We start from the raw sequence: 4,919 nt of genomic DNA on the forward strand, positions 1-4,919 counted from the left end.
AGCGCGACCGGGATATAGAAGCGTTCGTGCCAGACGCGGGTACGATCCTCGCTGAGCGTCGCGGGCAGCCGGCTCTGCGTGGCGACCTCGAGGATGGCGCGGGTATCGGCATCGCGATAGTCGGCGAGACGAAACAGACCGCTTCCGGCAACCGCGAGTGCTTGCAGCTGAGCAGCGTCGAGCTGAGTGCGCACCGGTGTGCCGTCCGGACCCAGCAAGGGTCCCTGCTCACCTGGGACCTCGGCGCCCTCGGTGGTGCCGATGCCGAGCACATGCAGCGGTATCCCGCGCTCGGCGAGTGCGCTGACGCGGTCAGCGAGTCCAGGCTCCTCGAAGTCGCCATCTGAGATCAACAACATCGCCTTGGCGCTCTCCTCCGGCAAGGCGTTCAGGAGCTGCTCGGCGCGATCGAGGGCGCCATGGAGTCGACTGCCCGGTAGCTGCGTGAGTCCGGTTGAGAGGGCCGGGAGCGCGAGCAGCAGCGCGCGGCTGTCCTCGGTGACCGGTGAGATCACATGTGGCACCGAGGCGAAGGCGATCAGCCCGAGGCGCAGCTCGCGATTCTGTAAGATCAGGTCCTGGATCTCCTGACGCGCGCGGCCGAGGCGGGTCGGCGCCGTGTCGGTCGCATCCATCGAGCCTGAGATGTCCAGCAGGATGAGCAGGTTGTCGCCCGGATGAAATAGTCGGACCGATGCATAGTCCCAGCGCGGTCCGGCCATTGCCGTCAGCACTAGGAGCCAGAGCAGGGTCCAGTTGAGAAACTGCCCCCAGCGCTCGCTGCGCCCTAGCTCATGTACCCCGGAGAGATGGGGCAGAAGATGGGCATCTGCGTAGCGGTGGATCGGGCCACGCGCCGCCTTCGCGGCACTGCGCCAGAGCCAGAGCGCGACCAGAGGTACCAGGAGCAGACCCAGGAACCATTCTGGCTGGCTGAAGTGGAAGCTGGACTCAGGCATTGCTGGTGCTCCGTAGGGCCCGGCGGCGGCCCTCGGGGAAGAGTCCGAGTAGGAGCAGCGCGAGCAGCGCGCCGCCAAGCGGCCATCGATAGAGCGGCTCGGGCAGGAATACCGTGCGGGTCTCGGATTCGGTCTTCTCGAGCCCGCTGATGCGCTCCGAGATCTGCTTTAACGCCTGCGTATTGGTGGCGCGGAAATAGGCTCCGCCAGTGATATCGGCGATCTGTTGTAGGGTCTCTTCGTCCATGGTGAGATCATCCCAGTACTCGATCTTGCCCTGATGGAGGATCGGGATGCGTTCTTGCTTACTGCCGACGCCAATCACGTAGATGCGGATACCGGCGAGGCGGGCAAGTCCTGCTGCCTCCAGTGGCTGGAAGCTGCCTGCGGTGTTGTCGCCATCGGCAATCAGGATCATCACGCGCGAGCCTTCTGGGCGCTGCCGCAGCTTCTTGACACCGAGTGCGATGGCGTCGCCGAGCGCGGTACTGCCGCCGGCGATGCTTGGGACCACGCCTGCGAGGAGTTGGTGCACAGCATGGCGGTCGATGGTCAGTGGCGAGAGCACGAAGGCCTCGGTGCCAAAGATGATCAGCCCAACGCGATCTCCGGCGCGCTCGTCGATGAAGCGCCCCATCACCGCCTTGACCACCTGCATTCGATTGACCTGCTGACCCCGATCGCTGAAGTCGAGCGCATCCATCGAGTGTGAGGCATCGACCGCCAACATCAGGTCATAGCCGGGGGTGCTGACCTCGGTGTGGGGGACCAGCCATTGCGGGCGCATCAGGGCCAGTACCAGCGCCGCCCAGAGCAGATACAGCAGCAGGCGGCTGAGCCCAGTGACCAGGTCCTGGCCCGGGCGCCGTGTTTGATAAGCGCTCTCAAGTGCCTCGAGCTGGGGATGCAGCAGCGTCATTCGCTGGCTCTGGCTCTGGCTGTGCAGCTCGGCCTCGCCGTTACGATCTGCGCGAGGCCAGAGCCGACTGAGCAGAAATGGCAGCAGGAAGGGGAGCGGCAGTAGCAAGGCAAGCCAGGGCCAGGCAAACTCGAAGGCATTCATCAGACGGCCTCCGGGGGCGTTCTGGGCTTTCGAGATGCCTTGCTGCGATTGGCAAGCGCAGTGACGAGCTTGCCGAGTCGGCCTGTGCCCGACTGGCCCGCGGTGGCGGCGTTGGCTCGAGTCTTCGAGTCCTTGCGCGAGGTGCCGAGCGGCGCGCTGATCCAGCGCTCGGTGGCGGCCATCAGATCCTGGATCTCGCGCTCTGGGTTGTCGCCCGGGATGCTTCTGGGGGTGCCTCTTGGGTTGCCGTCTCGGCTGGTGCCTGCCGCCGACTCCGGCGTTGGCGGGCCAATTGACTCGATGATGCGGTCGGGCGCATAGGGCGCGTGAATCAGGAGCTGCCCGCGCTCTGGCCAGTCGAAGCCCTCGGGGTCGTGCGCGCCGAGCCAGTCGAGCCAGGCCTGCCCGTGCAGGCCGGCGCAGGTGCTGCGTCCGTGGCGTGCCATGGCAATGCGCTTGAGCAGCTCGGAGAGCTCGGCGAGTCGGGCCTTTACTGATGCGTGGCGCGGTGCGCGGCGTAAACGCTGCAGCTGTCGGCGTGCGTCCCAGCGCCAGTCGCCGATTTGGAGCAGCGGTAACCTTGGCAGGAACCCACCGGCGCGACGGTAGTGCCAGACCAGTGCGACGATGACGACAATCAGCGCCAGCAGCAGCCACCAGCCCGGTGCCAACGGCCACCAGGGATTGCCGAGGCTGTCGTGGATGTCGCGCAGTGGTCGCAGATCGGGATTCAAGCGTCGGACCTCAGACAGCGCGTGAGCGCGCGCGCTGCTCCAGGCTGCTGATCAGGCTGGCATGGATGTCTTGCTCGGTGTGTATCGGCATCAAGATGATATTCAAGCGATTGGCTAAGGTCGACAGGCTGTGGCGACGCTGTTCCCAGGCCTCAAGGTAGGTGGCACGAGCTTGGCTGTCATCGGTATCGACCTCGATCAAGCGCCCGTCGGTGCCGCGGAAGCTGACCCGTCCCATGGCGGGGATCTCTCGGTCCGCGGGATCATCGACCGGGATCAAGACCACTGAGCTCCGTTGACGGAGATTACCGAGCACCGATTCCAGGTCTCGCGCCTCGCGATTGAGATCAGCGATGACGAAGATCAGCGAGCCGGTCGGCAGGCCGCGGGCAGCGCGTTTCAGGGCGCCGGCTAGGCAATCGATCGAGGCGCTTGCGGTGGAGCCTGGCAGGGTCAGCGTGCGCAGTAGCTGCCAGAGCGCGCGTCGACCGCGCGCCGGGCGAAAGTGCTGCAGGCCTTGCTGGGGGTCACCGAAGGCCATGCCGCCGACACGGTCCTGAAGCCGGCTGGCGGCCCAGCCGATCAGAGCGGCTGCTCGAGCCGCTTGCACGCCCTTGAAGGTGCCTCGGGTGCCGAAGGCCATGTGCGGGCCGCGATCGACGCAGAGTACGACGCTGCGCTCGCGCTCTTCGCGAAACACCTTCAGGTGGGGCTCATTGATGCGGGCGGTGACCTTCCAGTCCATGTAGCGGATATCGTCGCCCTCGCGGTATTCGCGCACCTCCTCGAAGTTGACCCCGGCGCCGCGAAACACCGAGGCGTAGAGTCCGGCAAAGGTCGAGTTGACCAGATGGTGCGAGGAGACACCCAGGGTGTGAGCCTGGTGTCTGAGCTCCAGCAGATCATCGAGACGAGGATAGAGGCTCACGCGCCGACACCGCCTGCCATCAGGGGATGGCGACCAGGTTCAGCAGTCGATCGATGAATTCATCGGTAGTGATGCCTTCGGCCTCGGCCTCGAAGGTCAGCAAGAGGCGGTGGCGCAGCACCTCGGGGGCGATCAGCTGGATATGGTGCGGGGCGACGAACTCGTCGCCGTCCAGCCAGGCGCGGGCGCGGGCACAGCGGGCTAGGGCGATACTGGCGCGCGGGGAGGCGCCGAAGCGACACCAACGGGCCAGGGCATTGTCGTAGAGCTTCGGATGTCGGGTTGCCTGCACCAGATCGACGATGTAGTTGAGCAGCTTCGGGTCGAGATAAAGCCCTGAGACCTTGCGCCGCATCGCGAACAGCTCCTGCTGACTGAGCCGTTTGGGTGGCGTCACCTCGGTGCGCTGTTGCACGCTGGCGTCGAGCTCGAGGATCAGCAGCTCCTCCTCCCGGCTCGGATAGGTGACTACGGCCTGCATCAGGAAGCGATCGAGCTGGGCCTCGGGCAGATGATAGGTGCCCTCTTGCTCGACCGGGTTCTGGGTCGCCAACACCATGAAGAACTCGGGCAGCGCATAAGTGCGCTGACCGACGGTGATCTGTTGCTCAGCCATCGCTTCGAGCAGCGCGGACTGCACCTTGGCTGGGGCGCGATTGACCTCGTCGGCGAGGAGCACGTTATGGAACAGAGGTCCTTCGCGGAACTCGAACTCACCCTTCTCGTGGCGATAGATGTCGGTGCCAATCAGGTCCGAGGGCAGTAGGTCCGGCGTGAATTGGATGCGATGGAAGTCGCCTTCGATCGACTCTGCTAAGGCCTTCACCGCCGTGGTCTTGGCGAGCCCCGGCATGCCCTCGACCAGCAGATGGCCGTCGCTGAGCAGGCAGACCAGCATGCTATCGACGAAGCGCTGCTGGCCGATGATGCGCGAGGCGATGTGGTCGCGAACGGGTTGAAGCGCGTCTGGTGTCATGCTGGTCTTGATGATTCTTTGCGGATAGCGACTGGGCAGATCGCAATAGGGCAGATAGCGACAGGGCGGATGGCGGCAGCCTAGCCAGCGACGGGTTCCGGATCTGTGGTTAGGCCCTGCCGCGCAGCCCCGCTATCCTGAGCGGTTTGGTTGGGACGCGCAAGCTTTGAGCCGCCGGTGTCCGCTGTCGGCGATCTCAAGAACCGATTGACAACCCGAGTGCTCCTCGCACACCGCAGTCTATTTGTCCACATTGGCG

The 4,919-nt window shown here is 65.1% G+C and carries 5 protein-coding genes; all 5 read right to left on the bottom strand.

What is annotated here, in order from left to right:
• Nucleotides 1-959 (bottom strand): vWA domain-containing protein (locus ACY693_RS14850; protein ID WP_462322592.1); only part of this gene is annotated, 959 nt, incomplete at its 3' end.
• A complete protein-coding gene (locus ACY693_RS14855) occupies nucleotides 952-2,022 on the bottom strand; it encodes a VWA domain-containing protein (RefSeq protein ID WP_462322593.1) in 1,071 nt (356 codons plus the stop codon). The genes ACY693_RS14855 and ACY693_RS14850, both read right to left, overlap by 8 nt.
• Entirely contained in the window at nucleotides 2,022-2,756 is a 735-nt protein-coding gene (locus ACY693_RS14860) for a DUF4381 domain-containing protein (RefSeq protein ID WP_462322594.1), read from the bottom strand. The genes ACY693_RS14855 and ACY693_RS14860 overlap by 1 nt, the downstream gene beginning before the upstream one ends.
• Before the next feature lie 10 nt (nucleotides 2,757-2,766).
• A complete protein-coding gene (locus tag ACY693_RS14865) occupies nucleotides 2,767-3,684 on the bottom strand; it encodes a DUF58 domain-containing protein (RefSeq protein ID WP_462322595.1) in 918 nt (305 codons plus the stop codon).
• Nucleotides 3,685-3,703: 19 nt separating this feature from the next.
• Nucleotides 3,704-4,660 (bottom strand): AAA family ATPase, encoded by a 957-nt coding sequence (locus ACY693_RS14870; protein ID WP_462322596.1) that lies wholly within the window; start codon nucleotides 4,658-4,660, stop codon nucleotides 3,704-3,706.
• Between the last annotated feature and the right edge of the window lie 259 nt (nucleotides 4,661-4,919).

The sequence above is a fragment of the Halochromatium sp. genome (assembly GCF_054919635.1).

Excerpts from the sequence above, each read along its gene's own strand:
- ACY693_RS14855 (WP_462322593.1), bottom strand. The coding sequence starts at position 2,022 with ATGAATGCCTTCGAGTTTGCCTGGCCCTGGCTTGCCTTGCTACTGCCG.
- ACY693_RS14870 (WP_462322596.1), bottom strand. The coding sequence starts at position 4,660 with ATGACACCAGACGCGCTTCAACCCGTTCGCGACCACATCGCCTCGCGC.